Here is a 20,965-nt window from a genome sequence, read left to right on the forward strand (position 1 = left end):
TCAAAACCTGGGTAAATTTATTGCCTTGTTTGGAATAATCACCCCCTTTCGCCAGCACCAAAATGGCGTAAGTAGGTAGAATTCAACAGTAATAAGTCATACTTATTGCTTGAATGAGAACAAATTCTGGTAAGGAGTGATGAAGTGAACCGCCTCCAATCAATGCAAATTTTCACTCGCGTCGTCGAAATGCACAGTTTCAGCCGGGCCGCCGATAGCCTTTCCCTACCGCCTTCGCGGGTAACGCGCGCGGTGAAGGATCTGGAGGCATTTCTCGGCGTATGCCTGTTACGACGGACCACTCGCCATATCAGCCTGACCCCGGATGGCACGTTCTATTACGACCACTGCAGGCGATTACTGGCCGACGTTGAAGCTGTCGAGTCAAGCTTCCCGGGATCTGCCGGAAAGCCTCGTGGCCGCTTGCGAGTAGACATGACACTGTCCCTAGCGCGCCTTGTTGTGCTGCCCTCGATCAAGGACTTCCAGTCTCGTTTTCCAGACGTCGAACTGACTTTGACAATGGCTGACCGAACCGTCGAATTGGTTCAGGAGGGTATTGATTGCGTCATCCGCACGGGAACCCCTGAAGACTCTTCGACGCTGGTTGCAAAGCGCATTGGCGGCTTTGACTGGATAACATGCGCCTCACCGGAGTACCTCGCCCTTCACGGAACGCCGAAATCCCTTGAGGATCTGGCCGGACATCAAGCCGTGGGCTACTTATCGAGTCGAACGGCACGTTCGATGGAATGGCACTACGTTGTGGATGGCGAGGACCGCTGTATCAGAATGCCGGAGCGCCTCATCGTCAACGATACGGATGCGTACGTAGCGTGCGCCCTCGAAGGCTTGGGGATCATTCGTGCAGGAAGCTATATGGTGATTCAGCACCTCATGAGTGGACGCCTTCAGCCCATACTGACCGACTACTCCGCTCCTTCAGTTCCACTATCTGTCATCTACCCAAAAAACCGTCACCTTTCACCTACCGTGCGAGCGTTCGTGGACTGGGTAGCCGATGTTGTTCGTGAGGCGGAACCTAGTTGGCGATTGGCATGAACAGCACATGTCGCTGCCCACCAACACGTTTTTTTCACACAGTGGAATTGTTTATTGCAAATCCGAGGGTTGTAACCAAGGAACAAACCATCAAGTATCCCGCCCATTAATCCGGTAGACAGGCTGATGCCTGCCGTTAGATGGAGAACGAGTGTGAAAAAGGTCTTGATGCTGCTCGCAAATGGCGTTGAGCCAATGGAAATGGCTGCGTTTACCGACATTCTTGGTTGGGCTGATTTACTGGGAGATGAAAAAATTGAACTGGTAATGGCGGGACTCAGGCCAGAAATCGTTTCTACTTTCGATATCACTATTCGGCCAAACCGAATGCTGGCAGATTTGGACCTCAATGATTTTGATGCACTGGCGCTACCCGGGGGGTTCGAACCCAGCGGATTCTACGAGGAAGCGTTGAGCGAACCGTATCTAGCCGCTATCAAGCACTTTATGAATGCCCAAAAAATTGTCGCTAGCGTTTGTGTTTCATCGCTGAGTCTGGGACGTGCCGGAGCGCTGCAAGACAGGAAGGCTACGATTTATCATCAAGTCGGTGGACGCAGGAAGCAGCAGCTTGTTGATACAGGGGCAGTGTTCATTGATCAGCCAATCGTCCGCGATAAAAATATCATTACCTCCAGCGGTCCCGGTACCGCATCGGAAGTTGCCTTTTTGTTAATTGAAATGCTGACGAACAAATCCAACGCCGACACTATTCGCAAAATCATGCGATTTCCTACACCAGATCGAAAATGGTACGAAACTGCCCAAGTTTAATTAAGTACAGCATTAAAAGCCTTCATTGCACGCGACCAATTTTTAACCGTCAGACGGAATTCGCCAACAATAAAGTTGAACAAGGCCGTGCTCGAGTTTTGCTTATTCGCACTGACAGAGCTTTCGCATGCGACAGCTTTGTAGTTTTGATTTCATCCACAATTCAAACAGGATTTAGATATGAGCAACTTCCTCAACGGTATCAATGTCCCTGCCCTGCAAGATTTTGCGCAAAGCATCAAGCAAGATGAATCCAAACGTCATGCGCGCTTCAACGTAAAGACTAAGTGGCAGCATCAAACCCGCAGCGTGGCGACTGTGAGCCGCTATCACCTGAGTGGTCAGGATCACCCTCGTCACTTTGAAATTGCGGCCGATGAACCACTGGAACTGTTGGGGGAAAACACAGCGCCAAATCCACAAGAACTACTGATGGCAGCGTTGAACGCCTGCCTATCCGTTGGTTATGCAGTGAACGCTTCGGTGATGGGAATCACTATTCACAGCCTCGAAATTGAAACCGATGGTGAACTGGATCTGCGTGGATTTCTGGGATTGGATGAGAACGTCAATCCAGGCTATGACGAGGTAAGCTTCGTCGTCCGCATTCATACCGATGCACCAACCGAGAAAGTGGAAGAGTTGCATCGCGTCGCCACTAAAACCTCGGTTAATCTGGCCAACTTCTCAAAGGCCATTCGTATGGTTCCCAAACTGGAAGTCATTTCCGGCTAATGGCTTTTAGTTGAGTCAGTGACTGCTATCGTTTTTAACCTCTGATTAATCCTCCTCAATTTGGAGCCGACCTTCGCTGTGTCGGCTCTGCTCTGTGCGCAAAACAATAATAGTAAATGGAGTGCTAAACATGTATCGATCCACCTTGTCCTTAGCGGTCGCCTCGGTCGTGCTCGCCCAGAACGCAAACGCCGCCGGTTTTATAGAAGACAGTAAGGCTACATTGGGGCTGCGTAACTTCTACATCAACCAAGACCTCCGTGATGGTACCGGGCCGAGTAAATATGAGGAGTGGGGGCAAGGCTTCGACCTGCGCTTTACCTCCGGTTATACCCAAGGCACGGTCGGTTTCGGTGTAGACGCAATAGGCCTGCTGGGCGTACGACTTGATTCGGGTGGAGGTACGAACGGTGCGAGCAACAACGCTTATGGCGGTATAGTTTTCCCAAGCAAGTCCAACGGCGAAGCGGTTGATAACTTTTCCAGCCTAGGCCTAACCGCCAAAGCCAAGATCTCGCAGACTGAATTGAGGCTAGGCACCCTGCAGCCGAAGCTGCCAGTCATCGTTACCAACGACGGTCGCCTGTTGCCGCAAACCTTCCAGGGCGGTCAGATCACTTCGAATGACATCAAAGACTTGACACTGGTCGGCGGTCAGATCGAGCACGTCAAGGGTCGTAACTCGAGCAACAACGAAGAATTGTCGATCGCGGGCGCTAATGGCCGCACAGCATCGGGGCGTGACAGCAACAAGTTTATTTACGGCGGCGGTGACTACAAAATCACAAAGGATCTGACTGCCCAGTACTATTACGGAAACCTGGACAATTTTTACAAGCAGCATTTCCTAGGGTTGATTCACAACTGGGAAATCGGTACGGGTGTTCTGAAATCCGACCTGCGTTACTTCAACAGCTCCGATGACGGCGCCAATGGTCACGACTCGACTTACTACACCACTGGCAACTACAACGCGCCCAGCGGAAAGGGGAAGGTCGATAACAATCTTTACAGTGGCCTGTTCCTGTACTCGGTAGCCGGTCATACCTTCGGTGGAGGCTACCAAGTCAGTAACGGCAGCAGTGACTTCCCTTGGCTTAACCAGGGCGACGGTTCTTCGGCATACATCATCAGTGACATGCAAATCCAGAAATTTGCCCGAGCCGGCGAGCGCTCCTGGCAAGCACGCTACTCCTATGATTTCGCTAAAGTTGGCGTGCCTGGTTTGACTGCTGGCGTAGTCTACGTACGCGGGAACAATATCGATACCGTGAATGCGGCAGGTCGTAAAGCGGCTGATGACGCCTCAGAGTGGGAACGGGATTTGACCGTTGGTTATGTTGTTCAGTCTGGCGCCTTGAAGAACTTGGGCCTGATGTGGAAAAACGCCACTTGGCGTACTGAGCTGCCGAATACCCGCTCCCAGGATGAAAACCGCCTGATCGTCAGTTACTCCATCCCGCTGCTATAACCTCAAAACACTCTGCCTTTCGAGATAGCTGGCAGCGCATTCATACCCTGAATGCGCTGTTTTTTTTCGCCGGCATCTGCTTGGACCTTCGCACCGATCAAAGAACGGTGCGAAGGTTTGCGCCGCAGCCATTTCCACAACATCTCCAAGTTACACAGCGCCCGGAATGCAATGGCTGAACGGCGCAATCGATTAAAGCAAGTCCAGCGGGTATTCGATAAAGGCCCGGACTTCATTCAGGTTGGGACCGACATCGCGGTCTGCCCGGTAGATCGAATTGCGCAACTTGAATGACATATCCTTCAACGTGCCGTCCTGCACCACGTATTTGACCTGATTGAAGAACTCACGCTCGGTGCCGTCCTGCTCGCCGCCCGCATCGATGTTGCTACCGCGAACATAAGCAGTCTTGTAGGTGAGTCCCGGTAGCCCGAACTCCGCGAAGTCCAACTCGTAGCTTAATTGCCAGGACCGCTCGTCCTTTAGGTTGAAGTCGGAGTAGTACGAGTTCGCCACATAAATAGTGCTGCCGCCGTCGCCATAGTCATAGGCATAACCCGCATCGCCGCTGTTACGCTGATGAGCGACGATGAAGGAATGCGCGCCGACGCTGTACTTGGCCGCCAAGCTCCAGATGGTATTGCTGTCGTTGACGCCATCGCCGCCAAAATCCAGCGCGGCTTGAGAGCCGTTGTCGTAGTCGGTGCGATAGATGTTGAAGTCCAGATTCAACGCCTGGGATTCGGAAAACGGCACCGTATAGTTCACGTTGCCATAGTACTTCTTGTAGGTGTCCTCCACGTCGGAGTGATAAGCCGCGACACTCAAAGCGTCGGTGACGCTGTAAGTGCCACCGATCACGTTGATGCTCTTGAGACGGTTCGGATCCCGCGCCGGATCGCCCATCGGGCTATCGGCGGTGAATCGACCTGCATTCAGTTCCAGGCCTTCGATTTCCTTGCTGGTGACCAGCGTACCGGTAAACGCCTCGGGTAATAGACGAGAGTCGTCATACGCCAGCACCGGCATCGATGGAAACTGGTTACCGTAGCGCAGCACAGTGTTGGAAATACGCAGTTTGAGAACAGCGCCAGCTTCCGACAGATCGTCCACCGGGCGCCCATTACTATCGGTATCAAAAAAAGCTTTGTAGTTTCGACCCCGACCACTGTCGAGTTTGACGCCAAGCAGACCGAAGGCGTCCACCCCCACCCCTACAGTGCCTTGGGTGAAGCCCGACTGAAACGTACTGATGAAGCCTTGACCCCATACTTTCGCGTCATTGGCGTGATTTTTATAATCGCGATTGAAGTAGGCGTTACGCAACAGCAATTTCAGGTCACTGTCCTCGACAAATCCTTTGGACTCGGACTGCTCACTGGCGAATGCAGTTGGTGTGTTGATCGAGAACAACGCACACGCCACCGCGATAGTTTTGCGATTAATCATAGATGCTCCAAGAAAACGTACTGGATTTATTATTGGCAGGACGCTTAAGTGATCGTTAACCAACAAATGGCGACTGGTTACGAATTCAGATCTTATTGGTATTAGAAAGCCAGCATATGCCGCGAGGCGATAAATACAACTAATGACAACTCAGGTACAGCAACCAATGTCGATTATTAATATTGATATAAATAATGGAAAAAAGCCTGACCTTGAGGTAATTTGATAAATGTGGCAACGAGATATTTCACCAGCAAAGATATCGGTGAAGTTTTTAAGCGCCACCCTTTGGTTTACCGCCTGTTTCCAGGCGGTTTTTTTTGCGACTCATTATGCATATCACTTTAGATGATAGTTTATTCAACACTCCCTTATCTTCGGCAACAATGTCAAGCTTCAATCCCCGCTTGATCATTTATCACCAAACTTGATAATCAGAATTAAAATTCTACAGAAGTAACTAACGAAGCTTTTCCGGGGCTGAAACGATACGTTCCTGCCGAGGAGAAGCCAAAGACAGCGCAACTCCCCCTAGAACCGCTGTCGTAGCAATCACCAAGCGCAGAGAAATGGGCTCGCTCAAAAAGATGACGGCCCCCAGAGAAGCAATGATCGGAACACTCAACTGAAGTATGGCTGCATGCTGGGTTGAAATGCGTTTGACCACCCCATACCAGATTGTATATCCAGAACCGGATGCCAATACGCCCGATGCCACGGCGTACGTCGATCCGGCCGCACTTACATGCAGCCCATCTCCCAACAGTGCCACCCAAACCAGACACGTTATAAATGGAAGGCTTCTGAGGAAATTCCCAGAGGTGTCGGCAGTCGGATTGGCAGACCCGCGCCCAATTAGCGAATAGGCGCCCCATGCGATCCCGGAAATCATCATCAACATCGAGCTACCGAGTTCAGGCGCAGTCGCGCCCGGGAGAAGTAGAACGATCAGACCACCGAACGCCATCAGCATTCCCGCCAATACCCTGGTGCGGACCCGCTCACCCTTAAGCCAGGAATACGTGAACATGGTGATTTGCACAGCGCCAAACAGTATTAGTGCGCCTATGCCAGCACCGAGTTCGACGTAGGCGATCGAGAAGAACCAGGCGTATATAAACAAAGACGCGCCGCCCTTCCAGCTGCCGCCCGTTGCCTTGCCCGGCATCCTTATACTGACTAGCAGCAGGAGAAATGTTGCACCGCTTAGCAGTCGAATTGCAGTGAAGGACTCTGGGTCGATATCCCTGTCAATTAGCGCTAAGCGGCAGAACAGCGAGTTAGCGGCGAACGCGAACAGACTCAGTAACGCCGGTAGAATCCAGGACCTTTTTCTATCACCCACCATCGCGCCTTTTTTTTGTCGTCATTCATTCGTAAGCCGCTTCGAGTTGTTTAGGCTAGCGTTGCCTGGCTCTCTGTAAGCGTCGGGTAGTCGGTATAACCTTCTGCACCCTGGCTGTAGTAGGTCTCCATATCATCCTCGTTCAGCGGCGCGCCTTTGTGCAGGCGATCGACCAAATCGGGGTTGGCCAGGAAGGGACGCCCAAAGCTGATGGCATCGGCAAGACCGCTCAGGAGGTCAGCCTGGGCTCGAGTCACGTCATAGTCGCTGTTGAGGATGATCGGCCCCTTGAAATGCTTGCGGATCAGTGGAGAAAGCCGCGGTACGTCGGTTGCACCGAACGTGCCGTTAGGTGGCGGTTCTCGCAATTCCAGAAAGGCAATACCGATGTCATCCAGCATCTGAGCGGCTGCCGTAAACAGGGGGGCAGGATTGCTGTCGTCCACACCATAGCTTTCGCCATTGGGGGATAGCCTAACCGCCGTACGATTCGCACCAATGGCATCCGCCACCGCTCGCGTAACCTGTTCTAACAGGCGCACACGATTTTCAATACTGCCGCCATATTCATCGGCGCGCATATTGCTGTTGTCGCGCAAGAACTGATCCATCAATTGACCGTTCGCCGCGTGGATTTGAACGCCGTCAAAACCCGCAGCCATGGCATTCTTGGCAGCACGGACATAATCAGCGATGAGATCTGGAATCTCATCCACGGCCAGGGGGCGAGCCACCTCGAAAGGCTTCTTGCCGTCATAGGTGTGAGCGTCTCCCGGCATAGCGGTCGCGCTCGACGATATCGGTTGCTGACCAGTTACGGCAGAATGAGCCATACGCCCCATATGCCAAAGTTGCGCGATGATCAACCCACCTTTGTCATGCACCGCCCGTGTCACCAGCTTCCATGCCTTAACTTGCTCTTCGGACCAGATCCCTGGTGCGTAAGGCCATCCAACACCTTGACGGGAAATGCCGGTAGCTTCGCCGATAATGAGACCGGCCGAGGCGCGCTGCGCGTAATACTGGGCCATGATTTCGGTCGGGACATGGTCGCGAGTGGCGCGAGCACGAGTCAGAGGCGCCATGATGATTCGATTGGAGGCCTTCAACGCTCCAAGCACGATGTGTTCGAAAAGCGGCTTCATGCAATTTCCTTGATAGCGGTTACAAGTAGCTGTGAGCGACCAGTCACTTCGCAGGGGCTTCCAATTCATGTATCCGAAAACGGCGTTATCGCCTGGCAGACAGCTCATGGAAATACGCTGAGAAAGGTGCGCAACACTGGAAATATTTTCGTCAGCCCATTCACTGTGTCTGGGTGACTTGTGTGCAATATGAAGTCGATTCAAACGAACATACAGGTATGAACTTGGTTAACGGAATTGCCAAATCTGGAAGAGTGATCTGATGGGTCTTGGAGGTAAATAGCCGCCAATAACCCTTTCGCTTCGTCGGCTTCCCATTGAAACGCGCCCTGCTCTCTTCAACTCGCGACCACAAAATAACGGCTCGGCAGTCCGCATTTCGATCATCCAATGCCCTTGGTAGCCAAAGTACTGTGAAGCCTCATCTCGACATCAATTGGACTTGGCGACGGGCGATATCTGCTCGAGTAAACTCATGTCCTCAGAGGCAACACGCAATGTTGTCCCAGGGCTGAGCTCCGATAACGACTCGCTTGAAAAGCCTTGCCTGATTCCCCGAATGCACAGGCCGTAGATGCCCTCCCCCTTGGTTTTCAACTCTCTTGAAAGCCATGCTCCCAAACCGGGGCCCGAGGAGTCGACAGGGGTTACCAGGTGGAGCTCAGTGCCACCGAATCTGAATGTTCGTACGACTACGCCTTCCGATTCGAGCAATGAAAGCTCATCAGGGCCCTGCTCAGCCTTCGTTCCCAGCAGCCCACAATAAAATCGCGTGCTGGACTCCAGTTTGGCCACGCGAAACGCGATGGATTGAATGCCCAACGCAAGATTTGGATGATGACGGACGTGACCTTCCGTGACTCGCAGGGAGCGAGGCGTCACATCACTGCATAAAAAGGGTAATGCGTGGATGTCTGGCCAGCTCAAATGCCACTGCACTTGCTCGTCCGAGTACTTGATGCTCGCACCCGCAACAGGCCCGCTACAATGTATGCCGGCAAGCGCTGCTTGACTGATTGCACGGGTGATGTCTGATGGCAGAAGGGCAAAGCCAACATAGCCCTCTCCATACTGAGTCAGGCGGTCGTACCATTTCTCGCCAGGCGCCGGCGCCGTCCACTCAATGAGTTCGAGGTAAGACCCGTCGAAGAAAAACACCCGCGCATTTTTCGTGGGAGCATGCTCAGAACGGCCGCCAGACACCACGTTGAATCCCATTTGCCTATAGTTTTCAATTGCGCGCGGTAGGTCCTTCACGGCGATGACTAGGTGATCCAGTTGAAAATTTACGATCAAACTATTGTTCATCGAATTTTTCCGACCTGCCGTCGCTGCTTCTGGAAAACTAGGGGCCCTGGGTCTCGAATCGACACGCTGATCGCTGTTGCATTCAGGTCGCCGGCGGCCCCCACCTACTCTGTGAGTTGCCACCAGCTCCACCGCGGTTCACCCCTTCAGAATCAGCACCATGCGTCCCGTAATTGCCGACTTGGGCTCAAGGGAGATAGTCGAAGAGCTCATTGGTTGTCATCACATTGCAGTAGATCATGTTGAGGATCTCCAACTCTTTGTTGTGAAGCTCTATGCTGCCGGCCGCGCTGGCATCGTCGATCACAATGACATCGAAGCTCTCGTCGGCGAGGCTACGCACTGTGGATGAAACGCATTGGTCGGTAAACAGCCCCGCGCACACCACGTGGGTGATGCCCAAGTTGCGCAAGATCAGTCGCAGGTTGGTGCCAGTCAACGCGCTGTCTGTCGTCTTTAGAACGACGATCTCGTCCGAAGCAGGTGCGAGACGGTCGATCACCTGAGAGGCGTGCTCGTTCGCAGGTAGCAGCAGGTTGTTCCAGCCGGGCTTTTTCTGGCTCAGCGAACGATCGCTGCCATCCTCTTTCTGACAGGCGATGCGCGCGAATAGGACTTCGAGATCCGCTCGGCGGAAAGCACCAATCAATCGTTCCAGGTTCGGAATTACGGTTCCATGCATTCGCTGATGGAACGGTGTCCATGCGTCGAATCGGGCCCGCTCCATTTCGTCGAGCAATGCGGGGTCTGGGCGTTCCAGGTAGGTGTTTTGCACATCGATGACCAGTAGCGCCACCTTGCCTTTCTCAAGCACAGGATCATCAGGTTCTGGCGCCCCCGCGTAATACATCGATCGACGTGCAGTTTTCCAGTCTTTGGACATGAGTATTTCCTCGGATTGCGCAGAGTTGCCGTGGCCCGCTCCAAGCGGACCCGCGGCGGTTTCTTCGGTTTATGCCTTGGCTGTCAAAGCCGCTGACAGCTTCGCGGAAGCCACTGCGAAAGCTGTTCCTATAGACATCGAAACAATGACCACTATCAGCACGTTGTGAAACCCGGCGGACAGCAACGCTGGATAAGCGAAAGCGCCAGGTGTCTGGCTGATGTAAGCAAAGGTTGTGGCATAGCCCAAGGTCGCTGCCGGGACCGAGGAGAAGATGTATATGCGCGAGGCCATGATGTAGAGGAAGACGCTGAGAGCGACGAGCAAACCTACCCACACCGGTGCTGGGAGCGCGGGAAAGGGCTTGGCCAGTGCGAGCAACGCAACAATCCATGCGACCACGACGCCAAAGGCGTTTGACGTGAGGTTGAGTGAGATGGCGGGCCGATCACCGCCCAAGGCGAAATAGCACGCCCAGGCAACAAAAGCGGCCCATAGAAGCAGAGTTTCTATGCTTAGGAACATGAAGGTGGCTATGCCACCCATGACGCCGACGCCGATTGCGGTTGCGAGAACAGAGTTCATACGTTTTACCCTCTTATTATTTTCGTAAAGGAGAAAAACAGGACGCATAAGAAACATATCAGTAAAATTTTTCTCGCGCAAAAGAAAAATAGCTGTATGCTGGAACTGTCCCCCCCACATTCGAAGGGACGAAAACCGTAAAGCGCATTCGTCATAGCCAAGCTGCATCACAACAAAAATGAGGCCAGATATGTCTACCGAAAGAGCTCACTTCATCAAGCGTCACAACCTCTGGACTGAGGACATGGAACGCGCCGCGGCCGGTGTCCTCCAGCGTATCGAGGAAGAAGGATTACGCTTTATTCGTCTGGGATGGGGTGACCAACACGGTATCGTTCGCGGGAAAACGATAACCGTCGAAGAATTCAAGACCGCCCTGCACAGCGGTAAGGACTTCCAGCTCGTTACAGCGATCTTCGACACGACCAACCATCCGATCGTCCCTCCTTTCGGCGCTGAGAACGCGCTTGGCGTACCTGAGATGATCGGTCTGCCGGACGGCATCCTGGTACCGGATCCGACCACATTCCGTGTGCTCCCTTGGGTAAAAGACACTGGCTGGTGCCTGAGCGATGCGTACCTCTCGAACGGTGCGCCCTGCCCGTTCTCGACGCGGCAGATCCTGCGTGACCAGATCGCGAAATTGAAAGCCGACGGCTTGAACATGGTCGTGGGTCTGGAGTTCGAGTTCTACGTCTTCAAACTGCTGGATCCGAAGCTTTCGCCAGAATCTTGCGCCAACCCGGCAGCACCGCCTGAAGTCATGATGATCCAGCACGGCTATCAGTACCTGACGGAAAACCGGGGCGACGAAGTGGAAGGCTTGCTTTCGTTCATTCATGAGAATGTCCAGAAGCTCGGCTTGCCACTAGCAACCCTCGAAGACGAGTGGGGTCCTGGTCAATGCGAAGTTACTTTCCTGCCAATGGACGCCATGCAAGCGGCCGACGCTGCACTGCTGTTCCGCTCGGCGGTCAAACAGCTGTGCCGCCGCAATGGCCTGCACGCCAGCTTCATGGCAATTCCGAAGGTACAGAACGTGTTCCCGAGTGGCTGGCACATGCACCAGTCCGTCGTGGACAACAATGGCAACAACGTGTTCATGGCAGGAGAAGATCACGAAGGTCCATTGTCGCCACTGGGCATGCACTACATGGGCGGTCTGCTGAAAAACGCCGCGGGTACCGCACTGCTCACCACCCCGACCGTCAACGGCTACAAACGCCACCGGCCAGACGGTTTTGCCCCGAACAAGGCTTCCTGGGCCCACGAAAACCGCGGCTCCATGTTGCGTTCGATCGGCGGTCCTGGCGACAAGGCTTCGCGCATCGAAAACCGTGTGGGTGAACCGACGGCGAACCCGTACCTGTACATCGCCTCGCAGATCATTGCGGGCAGAAACGGCATCGCGAACAAGCTCAATCCAGGTGAAGCAGTCAAGGCTGCCTACCTGGCGGATCGTCCGCAACTGCCGATGAGCCTGATGGAAGCGATTGTCGCGTTCAAGAACAACGAAGTGCTCAAGGAAGAACTGGGGCCTGTTTTCCACAATTACATGGTGATGTTGAAGGAGTTTGAAGCCAACCGCTTCCTCTCCGCAGTCACCGATTGGGAACAGTCTGAATACTTCGAAATGTACTAATTGAGCGTTAGCTGCTCAGAAGCGTACTCATGAACTCAAGAACCAGGAGGTTAACTATGAAAATTGGCGCAGCTCAGTTGCGGCCTGCCTGGCTCAATCGAGCCAGGACATGCCAGATCGTCATCGACGCGATCAAGGAAGCGAGCGAACAGGGTATCGAACTCTTGGTGTTTTCGGAGTCGTTTCTGAGCGGCTACCCGTTCTGGATATGCCGCACCAATGGATCGGCCTTCGATGACCCTCTTCAGAAACGTGCGTACTCGCAGTTTCTCGAGGCAGCCGTCGAAGTGCCGGGCCACGAAATCAATTTGATCGTCGAGGCCAGTCGTGACTATGGCGTTGGCGTTTATCTGGGAATCAACGAGCGCGGCGTACGAGAAGGCCGCGGCTCAATCTACTGCACGCTCGTGGCCATTCACCCCGAGCGGGGTCTACTTGGGGTCCACAGAAAGCTGGTCCCGACGTTCGACGAACGTCTCTGCTGGGCACCGGGCGATGGTCACGGATTGCAGGCCCACGACTTTGGCGAGTTCAAGGTCGGCGGCCTCAACTGCTGGGAAAACTGGATGCCGCTGGCTCGCTTTGCGCTCTATGCGCAAGGCGAGGACATTCATGTCAGCGTGTGGCCAGGCAACGCGTCAGCGATCAAGAATGCCGGGCAACTGATTGCCACCGAAGGCAGAGTCTGGGTAGTCAGCTCCAGCGGCCTTCTCTCGCTGTCGGACGTGCCTGAGGATTTTGTGTTTTACGACGCACTCAAAGACGACGGCGTGGACGTCATATTCACAGGAGGCTCGTGCATCGTCGACCCTTCCGGGCAGGTTGTCGCGCAGGCTGAGGATGGCAAGGAACAGATCATTTCCTTCGATGCCGATCTAGGCCGTGTGCGCGAAGAGCGACACAACTTCGACCCCACTGGCCACTACTCCCGACAGGACGTATTCCGCGTCTCGATCGATCGAACGCGTCAACAAGCGATCCACAACCACGACTCGTTTGTAAAAAAATAAAAACTACTTTTATTCAACATCTTTGGACTGCCCAAATATGAAAGCCATTGTTCTTCAGCACTCCCCCGACACGGGGATTGGATTGGTTGGCCCAATCCTTCGTGATTTGCACGGTTTCGAACTGCAAACGATCGATGCCAGGACGGCCAATTTCGATGACATCGATCCAGAGTCGGCTGATCTTTTTGTTCTCCTGGGATCGCCAAATGGGGTTTACGACCTGCACATTCCCTGGATCGAGGCCGAGCTCGCGTTCACGAAACAACTGATCGCGCGCGGTCGCCCCATATTTGGTATCTGTTTCGGCGGGCAGATGCTCGCTGCCGCCCATGACGCCGAGGTCAAGCCGATGGGATACCGCGATTCGGGCTGGCTGCTGAATGATGTGGCCGTCGATACAACCTGGGCCGGTCCGTGGTTTCGCTGGCACGGCGACAATTTCACCCTCCCTGCAGGCGCCGAAAAGCTGGCCAGCTCGGGTGCGGTGTTACAGGGCTTCCAGAAGGGCAATACCGTCGGGATGCAGTTTCACCCAGAAGTTGATGAGGCGACGATCAGAACATGGGTTGAGATTAATCTCGAGTCACTGATCCGCAACGATGTTGACGTCGAACAATTTCTCTATACTGCCGTCGCCAAGGTAAAAGAGGTACAACCCAGGGTCGAATCGTTGGTTGCAGACGTATTGACCCGCTGCCTCGGTTGAAATTTACGGAGATGGAAGTTGAGTATTAACCCTATTAAACCCAGACCTGATCCCTTGCTCGGCACTGAGATCAAGGCCCAGCGCAATGCGCGCGGCTGGACGCTGGAGGAACTCAGCCAGCGCAGCGGGGTGTCGATAGCGGCGATCTCGAAAATCGAAAAAGGCCAGTCACGCCCCAGCTTTGATACGTTGTTGAGTATCGCTCGATGCCTGCAAATGAACTTTGTCGACATCATGGATGGGGCGTCGGCCAGCCAGCCTCAAACCGGCATGGCCCGACTGATCTCCACCAAGGCCGAGGAAGCGGAGCTGTTCAGCACGCCGTTCTACGATTACCGGGTACATTCGGCGGCGCTGAAATCCAAAGTCATGGTGCCGTTACGCATGACGATCAGGAACCACGAAGTTCCGCCGATTGAAGACTGGAGCCTGCACGACGGCGAGGAATTCGTCTTCGTGTTGTCAGGCGTGCTTATTTTCCACACTGATCACTATGCGCCGCTGACGTTGAATGTGGGCGACAGCTGCTACATCGACAGCACCATGCGACATGCCTTTGTCTCCGGTGCTGAAGGTGCTACGGAGATCCTTTCCGTTTGCCTGTCGATTCGGCCTTTCAAAGACAAGTAGATCGTCACGCTGTTTAGATAGCCGTCCCTCAAGCTCCACAAACATTTCCTGGGTGCCTGCCCCTGCAGGCACCCCATGAACCCTGGAACGCCACTCGATTTTGCCCCCCTCTCTGTCCGTGCAGACTCAAAAAACCGGTTGGTTTTTCAGATGTCAGCACCTGCTATGCCCGGCTTCCGCCCCTGATCCGCCGCTCGCGATAACCGCCTCATCATTTCAAAAAGCGAAATGATGAATTGAGCGGCGCGACGGTTCTGCCCCCCAGGCAGCTATGGGACGATTGACGCATTCATTCGCCGAAATCACCGCCGAGAGCACGCCCATGGAAGAGACAGAAAAATCCCCCTGGAACGAAGGCGAGTTGCAGTTGCAAAGAAGCGTCGGTGCGGTCGAGCAAATGGTTAAGGTCGGCAAAATGCAGATGTCGCGCAACTGGCTGCCCGACCAGCATCGGGAGTTTTACGCGCAGCTGCCGTTTGTGGTCCTGGGCAGCGTCGATCCGCAGGGTAACCCGTGGGCGACCTTGCGCACGGGGCAGCCGGGATTCGCCCAGTCGCCCGATCCACGGAGACTGATCCTTGATCTGCCGCGAGAGCCGGCGGACCCGGCAGACGTCGGCATGGAAGACGGCGACGGCATCGCCATGCTGGGCATAGAACTGCATACCCGACGACGCAACCGGCTCAACGGTTTTGTGCGGCGTGATGACAATACCGGTTTCGAAATCGATCCGACACAGACTTACGGTCATTGCCCCCGCTACATTCAGCTACGCCGTTATGTGTTCGATGACACGCCGCCAGGGGAACTCAGTCGGTCCGACACCCTGAACAGCCACGACATCGCGATGATCACCGCCGCGGACTCATTCTATGTCGCCTCCTACGTGGTGCGTGAAGAAAAACGTCAGGTCGACGTTTCCCATCGTGGCGGCAAGCCGGGTTTCGTGCGGGTCGATGAATATGGCGTGCTGACCGTGCCGGAATTCAACGGCAATCTGTTCTTCAACACGTTGGGTAACATGCTGCTCAATCCACGCGCAGGCCTGGTGTTCGTCGACATGCGTCGTGGCGATCTGCTTCAGTTGACCGGACGCGCCGAGGTAATTCTCGAATCGCCGGAAACCCAGGCGTTCACAGGCGCCGAGCGCCTGTGGCGCTTTTTCCCGGAGCGCGTCATCCGCCGTCCCGGCGGGCTCCCGCTGCGCTGGGTGGAGATAGAGGACGGCACCTCGCCCAACGTGCTGATGACCGGCAGTTGGGAAGACGCGGACAGGCGTCTGAAAGCGGCTGCACTGGCGCAGAGCTGGCGTCCGTACCGGGTGGCTGGCATCGTCGACGAGACTGAAACCATCCGTTCGTTCCAACTGTTGCCCGACGACGGCCTCGGCATGCCAACGTATCTGGCCGGGCAGCATTTGCCAATCCGCGTCACCCTCGCCGGACAGGACAAGTCGTTGGTGCGAACGTATACGCTTTCCAGCGGCCCGGCAGATGGCGCGCTGCGCATCAGCGTCAAGCGCGAAGGCACGGTGTCGACGCATCTGCACGACAACATTCGGGTTGGCGACCTGATTGATGCCCGCGCCCCGGCCGGTAGCTTCACGATCGACGCTTCCGTGCATCGCCCAGTGGTCCTGCTCGCGGCGGGCGTCGGCGTTACCCCGGCGTTAGCTATGGCGCGGCATCTGGTTCACGAGGGCACGCGCACCCTGCATCGCCGCCCCATCTGGGTTTTTCATTCCGCCTCCAACAAGGCTCAACTGGCCTTCCAGCAAGAGTTCGCCGACCTCGTCGCGGCCGCGGACGGCAAACTTCACTACCTGCGTGCTTTAAGCCACTTCACGGATGCCAAACCGGATGTTCATTTTGAGCACCCGGGTCGGCTGAGCATCGACCTACTGCGTCAACAGCTGCCGTTCGATGACTATGACTTTTACCTTTGTGGCCCCAAGGGGTTCATGCAGCAGATGTACGACGGTCTGCGCGCATTGGACGTCAACGACTCACGCATCCACGCCGAAACGTTCGGCCCGTCTAGCCTCCAGCGTACCGCCAGCGAGGATCAACCACGGGGGGAGCTTGGGCCGGTTGCAAGCGAACCGGTGCCTGTCACGTTCAAGGCGTCGAGCAAGGAGGCGTCCTGGGATCCGGAGAGTGGTTCGCTGCTGGATCTGGCCGAACAGAATGATTTAACGCCGCTCTTTGGCTGCCGTAACGGCTCCTGCGGCACCTGCCGTACCCCTCTTCTTCAGGGTACGGTGACCTATGCCGAACCTCCCGAGTTTCAACTGCCCTCAGGTGAAGCCCTGATCTGCTGCGCCGTCCCGGCAACTGGCACCGAGCCGTTGCAACTGGAAATGTAAGACGCCGCCCGCCTGGCCGAGGCCACGGCACTACTCAACTCTGTGACTTATCGCTCAAGCGCTAAAGGACACTTCACTCGCGGTGTAGGGGAATACCAGTGATTCGATTTCGGGAAATGGAAATTTTTCTCGCGGTGGTTGAGGAGGGAAGTTTTGCTGCCGCCGCTCGACGAGCGCGTATTTCTGCACCTAGCGTGACCCGCTCGGTCGCTTTACTGGAACAAAGAGTCGGGCAGGTTCTCTTCTTACGCAATACTCGGAGCGTGAGTTTAAGTGACGCCGGAAAAAGCTTTCTGGTGGACTGCCGACATATTATCGCCGAGATCCGCGAGGCCGAGGCGGCCGCCGTTGGTCACCACATCGAACCCTGCGGACTTTTGACCGTGGCGGCCCCTATCCAGTTCGGTCAGTCATTTATCGCCCCGCTCATCAGCGATTACTTGAACCAATTTCCCGAGGTCAGCCTGACGTGTTTATTCGTCGATCAGAAAATCGACATGGTCAACGAAAATGTGGACTTGTCGATACGGGTCGGCGAGCTGGAATCGGAAAGCATTCATGCGATAAAGATTGGCGAAGTGAGACAAATCGTCTGCGCCTCACCGTCTTTCCTTCAACGGTATGGTCGACCGGAAGAACCTGAGCAGTTGCGTCACAAAGTGATCGTCGACTCCACCACCATTGGGCCTGCACAGGTATGGCACTTTCAGAGTCAGGATCGGGAGCTGGAAATCATCCTGGACTCTCGAGTGACCGTCACCACCCATGCAGCCGCCATCAACATCGCTAGGGGAGGCTGGGGGATCACGCGTGCGCTTTTGTTTCAGGTCGCTAACGACGTACAGGAAGGTCGCCTGGAACTGCTGCTTGAAGACTACGAGCCTGCCCCGCTACCCGTTCATATCGTTTTCCGGGACCAGATAAAAACAACCTCGAAAACCTATTCGTTTGCCGATTTTCTGATTGGCCATATCGCCAGTGTCGGTCAAGTAAAGGGCATGGAGCCTGTGCTGTGTCCCTCCATCCGAAAGTGATGACTTCGCTGACCTCGCCTCTCACGGAAAACGCCGCGCGACTGCACATCGCAGAGCAGGTTTTCGCCGATCTGAACTTCAGTGCCCCACCCCAGCGCTCGCACATCTGGCTGCATCTTCCGCAACCCTGGTAGGTCCTCGTACGGCATCAAGCGGAACGCCAGCAGATCAAGATCCTTCCTGCCCGAGCTTTGCGCCTACGCCAAGTCACCGCTCCAGCTAGTCAGTTCGAATCTCGTTAGGTGCTGCCGCCGACCGCCAGATCTTGGAGGAAGGATTGCAGCTATTACGCGCCATCCTCGACCAGCCTCAGGCGTTCTATCAGGCGATAGTCTGAGTGGAGGTACGCCCCCGATTTTTTATAAGGCGGGAAAGACGCCCTCTTTCCCGCCTGTGCAGATTCACATCGCTTCCTCGCACATTACACCGCCCTGAGTTTGAAATGCTCCGAGTTACCGATGAATCGGGTGATGCGCTGATCGGACGATCGCATCATGTCGGCAGGTGCGGCGTCTTTGACCACCACGCCTTTCTCCATGAAAATCACGCGATTCGACACCTTGAACGCGAACTCCATCTCGTGAGTCACGATGACCATGGTCATCCCTTCGCTCGCCAGGTCTTCGATGCACCGCAACACATCCCCCACCAGTTCGGGATCGAGCGCAGAAGTGGGTTCGTCGAACAGGATCATGGAAGGCTGCATCGCCATCGCCCGTGCAATTGCGACCCGTTGCGCCTGGCCACCCGAGAGCTGATGGGGATACTTGTGCACATGTTCGCTCAGGCCAACTTTCTGCAGAATCGCGCGGGCCGACAGTTCGCATGCCAGCTTCGATCCTCGTTGGTGGTACTCCGGCGCCAGGGTCACGTTTTCCAGCACGGTCTTGTGCGGGAACAAATTAAAGTTCTGAAACACCATGCCGATATCGACTGCCTGATCCAGCGACGGGACGACTTTGCCCGCATCCGCATCCAGAAATGGTTTGCCGTCCAACAGCACCTTGCCCTTGTCCAGCGGTTCGAGCCCGTTCATGGCACGGATCAAGGAAGTCTTGCCGGAGCCGGACGGCCCGATGATCGACACCACCTGACCGCGCTTGATACTCAGGTCAATGCTCTTCAAGACCTCCAGATTGCCGTAGCTTTTCCTGGCCCCGACAATTTCCAAGGCGGTCTCGCCGGTGGCCGTTTCACGCACTGGCAAAATATCGCTGGAAGTCCCCGATGGTCCGGCAGTCGGATTGGTGTTCCTGGCCGCCGTGAAGTCCAGCCTGCGCTCTAGGTACGACAGCAGCCAGCCCACAACCGTAACGATGAACACGTAGTAGAACGCCACGCCCAGCATGGTTTCCAGAACCCGGAAGTTCTGCGTGTACAAGCGCTGACCGACCGCCAGAATTTCATACAGGGAAATGACCGAAACGAGCGACGTCAGCTTCACAATGTTGACGTATTCGTTGGCCAGGGCCGGGAGTGTCACCCTGATGGTCTGCGGAATGATGATCCGGCTTTGCAATGCCAGCCGTCCCAGCCCCAGCGATCTGCCCGCTTCTCCTTGGCCCTTGGGAATGGCAACCAGACCGCTCCGATGGATTTCAGCGATGTAGGCCGATTCGTTCAAGATCATGCCGATCAAGCCCGCCAGGAATGGATTCGAAAGTACCGCCCCTGTCTGGGGAAATACCTGCGGCAAGTTATAGATCAGTATCAGCAGTACCAACAGCGGCAAGCTTCTGAAGAACCAGATATAGCCACTGCACAATTGCTTCAGCCATATCCTGTTAGACGACTTGCCCAACGCGAGAAAAAAACCGAATACAATGCCTGACAGCCACGCCAGAATACTTAATTCAACGACCAGTAATGTGGCGCTCCAAAACTCGCGATTCCACAAAAGACTGATCGCATAGCGCACGTCGAATTCCACTTGAGCCACCTTTTATTGTAATTGCGGAAGTGTTAGTTGGTCTTGCCAAGAGCCGCTGCTATTTCTTCCTTAGAAGGCTCGGCCAAGTTGTACTCCTTCAACAATGCGGCATATTCACCAGAATCCTTGATGTCTTGAAGCGCCTTGGTCATCGCCGTCAGCAACACTTCGTTGTCCTTGCGCAGCCCATAACCACCCACGACGGGATAGAGAATTTCTTTGGAACTGATTTCAATGCGCCCGGCCGTATTCTTTACCGCGACCGCGGCAACCGCTGCGTCTTCAGTCTGGACATCCGCGGTTTTCGCGAACAGCGTCTGGACCGCCTCTGCCGAGGATGGGAACTCCGACAGCTTGATCGGCGCTTTACCCTTGTCCACACATCCGGTTTTCGAGAACTCTGTCAGTTTGGGAATCCACGCCGCACCCTGAATACTGCTGACCCGCAACCCGCACAGTTCCTCAGGCGTCAACGGCTGATTCGCACTGCCTTTCAAAACCACCAACGACACACCGGTTTTCATGTAAGGCAGGAAATTGATCTGTTGCGCGCGTTCCGGGGTGACGTACATACCGGCGGAAGCCAGATCGAAGCGGTTGGATTTAAGACCCAGCAGCAAGCTTGCAAAGCGAGTATCGGAGAACGTCAGTTCGACGTTCATTCTTTTTGCCAATAGCGCCAACAGCGATGGATCAAAGCCTGTTGGTTTGCCATCCACATAATAATCATAAGGCGGATAGTTTAAATCGGCGCCAATGGAAAGTTCCTTCTTAAGAGGCGAAACATCGTTGGCTGAATAAGCGTAAGTTGCAGCAATACTCGCGAAAAACGCGCACGCGCACGCGCACATCATGCTTGAAATAGTTTTCATGGCACTCTCCGCCGTTTAG

Annotated in this window: 18 protein-coding genes; 10 read left to right on the plus strand and 8 right to left on the minus strand. The window is 54.8% G+C overall.

Annotated features, from left to right (window positions below):
- The first annotated feature begins 144 nt into the window (after positions 1-144).
- The 4 genes from IB254_RS15890 to IB254_RS15905 all read left to right on the plus strand — a co-directional run bounded on the left by IB254_RS15890 (position 145) and on the right by IB254_RS15905 (position 4,042).
- Positions 145-1,062, plus strand: a complete 918-nt coding sequence (locus IB254_RS15890; protein WP_192418015.1) for a LysR family transcriptional regulator — start codon at positions 145-147, stop codon at positions 1,060-1,062.
- 153 nt (positions 1,063-1,215) lie between these two features.
- The gene (locus IB254_RS15895; protein WP_192418016.1) at positions 1,216-1,836 is read left to right on the plus strand and encodes a DJ-1/PfpI family protein; all 621 of its coding nucleotides are present in this window, start codon (positions 1,216-1,218) and stop codon (positions 1,834-1,836) included.
- 180 nt (positions 1,837-2,016) lie between these two features.
- The gene (locus tag IB254_RS15900) at positions 2,017-2,571 is read left to right on the plus strand and encodes an OsmC family protein (protein WP_192418017.1); all 555 of its coding nucleotides are present in this window, start codon (positions 2,017-2,019) and stop codon (positions 2,569-2,571) included.
- 130 nt (positions 2,572-2,701) lie between these two features.
- Positions 2,702-4,042, plus strand: coding sequence for an OprD family porin (locus IB254_RS15905; RefSeq protein ID WP_192418018.1), 1,341 nt, complete (start codon positions 2,702-2,704; stop codon positions 4,040-4,042).
- A gap of 192 nt (positions 4,043-4,234) precedes the next feature.
- Here the strand turns inward: IB254_RS15905 and IB254_RS15910 are convergent, their stop codons facing one another.
- From IB254_RS15910 to IB254_RS15935, 6 genes are all read right to left on the minus strand, one after another.
- Positions 4,235-5,491, minus strand: coding sequence for an OprD family porin (locus IB254_RS15910; RefSeq protein ID WP_192418019.1), 1,257 nt, complete (start codon positions 5,489-5,491; stop codon positions 4,235-4,237).
- 460 nt (positions 5,492-5,951) lie between these two features.
- Positions 5,952-6,839 carry a DMT family transporter gene (locus IB254_RS15915; RefSeq protein ID WP_192418020.1) on the minus strand — a complete coding sequence of 296 codons (888 nt, stop codon included), beginning with the start codon at positions 6,837-6,839 and terminating at the stop codon, positions 5,952-5,954.
- A 47-nt stretch (positions 6,840-6,886) separates the two neighbouring features.
- Positions 6,887-7,981, minus strand: coding sequence for an alkene reductase (locus tag IB254_RS15920; RefSeq protein WP_192418021.1), 1,095 nt, complete (start codon positions 7,979-7,981; stop codon positions 6,887-6,889).
- Positions 7,982-8,413: 432 nt separating this feature from the next.
- Entirely contained in the window at positions 8,414-9,289 is an 876-nt protein-coding gene (locus IB254_RS15925; RefSeq protein ID WP_192418022.1) for a VOC family protein, read from the minus strand.
- A 187-nt stretch (positions 9,290-9,476) separates the two neighbouring features.
- Entirely contained in the window at positions 9,477-10,172 is a 696-nt protein-coding gene (locus IB254_RS15930; protein ID WP_192418023.1) for a cysteine hydrolase family protein, read from the minus strand.
- A gap of 69 nt (positions 10,173-10,241) precedes the next feature.
- Positions 10,242-10,757 (minus strand): DUF1097 domain-containing protein, encoded by a 516-nt coding sequence (locus IB254_RS15935; protein ID WP_139049937.1) that lies wholly within the window; start codon positions 10,755-10,757, stop codon positions 10,242-10,244.
- 190 nt (positions 10,758-10,947) lie between these two features.
- Here IB254_RS15935 and IB254_RS15940 point away from each other — a divergent pair, with 190 nt between their 5' ends.
- The 6 genes from IB254_RS15940 to IB254_RS15965 all read left to right on the plus strand — a co-directional run bounded on the left by IB254_RS15940 (position 10,948) and on the right by IB254_RS15965 (position 18,144).
- On the plus strand, positions 10,948-12,399 hold the full coding sequence (locus IB254_RS15940; RefSeq protein ID WP_192418024.1) for a glutamine synthetase family protein: 1,452 nt from the start codon (positions 10,948-10,950) through the stop codon (positions 12,397-12,399).
- Between the two features lie 56 nt (positions 12,400-12,455).
- Complete coding sequence (locus tag IB254_RS15945; protein WP_192418025.1) at positions 12,456-13,409, plus strand: carbon-nitrogen hydrolase family protein; 954 nt, start codon at positions 12,456-12,458, stop codon at positions 13,407-13,409.
- A gap of 37 nt (positions 13,410-13,446) precedes the next feature.
- Positions 13,447-14,115 carry a glutamine amidotransferase-related protein gene (locus tag IB254_RS15950; RefSeq protein ID WP_192418026.1) on the plus strand — a complete coding sequence of 223 codons (669 nt, stop codon included), beginning with the start codon at positions 13,447-13,449 and terminating at the stop codon, positions 14,113-14,115.
- Between the two features lie 18 nt (positions 14,116-14,133).
- Positions 14,134-14,745 carry a helix-turn-helix domain-containing protein gene (locus IB254_RS15955; protein ID WP_192418027.1) on the plus strand — a complete coding sequence of 204 codons (612 nt, stop codon included), beginning with the start codon at positions 14,134-14,136 and terminating at the stop codon, positions 14,743-14,745.
- A gap of 322 nt (positions 14,746-15,067) precedes the next feature.
- A complete protein-coding gene (locus IB254_RS15960; protein WP_192418028.1) occupies positions 15,068-17,110 on the plus strand; it encodes a pyridoxamine 5'-phosphate oxidase family protein in 2,043 nt (680 codons plus the stop codon).
- A gap of 116 nt (positions 17,111-17,226) precedes the next feature.
- Complete coding sequence (locus IB254_RS15965; protein WP_225602373.1) at positions 17,227-18,144, plus strand: LysR family transcriptional regulator; 918 nt, start codon at positions 17,227-17,229, stop codon at positions 18,142-18,144.
- A 421-nt stretch (positions 18,145-18,565) separates the two neighbouring features.
- On the opposite strand, the gene IB254_RS15970 is transcribed toward IB254_RS15965, so the two are convergent.
- Positions 18,566-20,074 carry an amino acid ABC transporter permease/ATP-binding protein gene (locus tag IB254_RS15970; RefSeq protein ID WP_192418030.1) on the minus strand — a complete coding sequence of 503 codons (1,509 nt, stop codon included), beginning with the start codon at positions 20,072-20,074 and terminating at the stop codon, positions 18,566-18,568.
- A gap of 32 nt (positions 20,075-20,106) precedes the next feature.
- Positions 20,107-20,946 carry a transporter substrate-binding domain-containing protein gene (locus IB254_RS15975; RefSeq protein ID WP_192418031.1) on the minus strand — a complete coding sequence of 280 codons (840 nt, stop codon included), beginning with the start codon at positions 20,944-20,946 and terminating at the stop codon, positions 20,107-20,109.
- Positions 20,947-20,965 lie beyond the last annotated feature (19 nt).

This window comes from Pseudomonas sp. PDM03, from assembly GCF_014852385.1.
GTDB lineage: Bacteria > Pseudomonadota > Gammaproteobacteria > Pseudomonadales > Pseudomonadaceae > Aquipseudomonas > Aquipseudomonas migulae.